General features: G+C 44.3%; 2 tRNA genes and 3 rRNA genes. All 5 read left to right on the forward strand.

Annotation, left to right across the window (positions count from 1 at the left end):
• Positions 1-79 (forward strand): 23S ribosomal RNA (locus I4U66_RS14600); the annotation flags it as partial.
• 123 nt (positions 80-202) lie between these two features.
• A 5S ribosomal RNA gene (rrf, locus tag I4U66_RS14605) occupies positions 203-319 on the forward strand.
• 5 nt (positions 320-324) lie between these two features.
• Positions 325-413: transfer RNA gene (locus tag I4U66_RS14610), tRNA-Leu, on the forward strand.
• 9 nt (positions 414-422) lie between these two features.
• Positions 423-499, forward strand: a tRNA-Ile gene (locus I4U66_RS14615).
• 124 nt (positions 500-623) lie between these two features.
• A 16S ribosomal RNA gene (locus I4U66_RS14620) occupies positions 624-1,027 on the forward strand; the annotation flags it as partial.

The following is a 1,027-nucleotide window of genomic DNA, read 5'->3' on the forward strand; positions in this document are numbered from 1 at the left end:
TACCTGGTTGATAGGTCGAAGGTGTAAGTGCAGTAATGTATTTAGCTTATCGATACTAATAGGTCGAGGACTTGACCAAAATCATTAACTAAATGATATACAGTTTTCAGAGTATTAATTAAAAAACTTTGAAAAAAATGTTGACAAAATATCATAAAAATGATATTATAATACTTGTCCTAGAGAGGACAACAACATATTATGTGGTTATTATAGCAAAGAGGATACACCTGTTCCCATACCGAACACAGAAGTTAAGCTCTTTAGCGCTGATGGTACTTGGAGGGCGACCTCCTGGGAGAGTAAGACGTAGCCACGTGGTATGCCGAAGTGGCGGAACTGGCAGACGCACAGGACTTAAAATCCTGCGGGACTTACCTCTCGTACCGGTTCGATTCCGGTCTTCGGCACCAAAATATTGTGGGCCATTAGCTCAGTTGGTTAGAGCGCCCGGCTCATAACCGGTAGGTCTGGGGTTCGAGTCCCTGATGGCCCACCACAATATTTAAATAAGAACTTTGAAAATTAAACAGTAGGTTAATTTATATAACTGATTCTTAAAAGAATCGAAAACAAACCAAGCCAGATATTCAGATAATGATAGTCTGAGCAGGTAACAACTTTTATTTGAGAGTTTGATCCTGGCTCAGGATGAACGCTGGCGGCGTGCCTAACACATGCAAGTCGAGCGATTTACTTCGGTAAAGAGCGGCGGACGGGTGAGTAACGCGTGGGTAACCTGCCCTGTACACACGGATAACATACCGAAAGGTATGCTAATACGAGATAATATATTTTTATCGCATGGTAAAAATATCAAAGCTTTTGCGGTACAGGATGGACCCGCGTCTGATTAGCTAGTTGGTAAGGTAATGGCTTACCAAGGCGACGATCAGTAGCCGACCTGAGAGGGTGATCGGCCACATTGGAACTGAGACACGGTCCAAACTCCTACGGGAGGCAGCAGTGGGGAATATTGCACAATGGGCGAAAGCCTGATGCAGCAACGCCGCGTGAGCGATGAAGG

The sequence above is a fragment of the Romboutsia sp. D33t1_170424_H2 genome (genome assembly GCF_015669105.1).
Lineage (GTDB): Bacteria > Bacillota > Clostridia > Peptostreptococcales > Peptostreptococcaceae > Romboutsia_C > Romboutsia_C hominis.